The sequence below is a fragment of the Thermus sp. FJN-A genome (assembly GCF_054655095.1).
Genome location: NZ_BAAHSC010000231.1, coordinates 1 through 236, shown reverse-complemented (window position 1 = coordinate 236; position 236 = coordinate 1). Strand labels below are relative to the sequence as shown.

Sequence of the window (236 nt, the reverse complement as noted above, 5' to 3'; positions counted from 1 at the left end):
GGGGGGGGGTTGGGACCTCGAGGCCGACCTCAAGGCCTGGCAGAGGCGCTACCCGGGGAACGAGGAGAAGGCGAGGAGCCTCCTCAAGGCCCTCAAGCGCCCCGAAGGGGTGAACCCCGTCACCCTCGTCGTGGACGACGCCACGGGCCTCACCCCCAGTGTGGTCCCCTGGCTGGTGGCCTTCGCCGAGGTGGCCACCCTGGTCCTGGCCGTCCACCCGGAGACCCTAAGGAAGG

1 pseudogene is annotated in these 236 nt (G+C 71.2%); it reads left to right on the top strand.

The features are described 5' to 3' along the window. Positions 1-236, top strand: a pseudogene (locus ACYQ0J_RS13525) (ATP-binding protein); the annotation flags it as partial.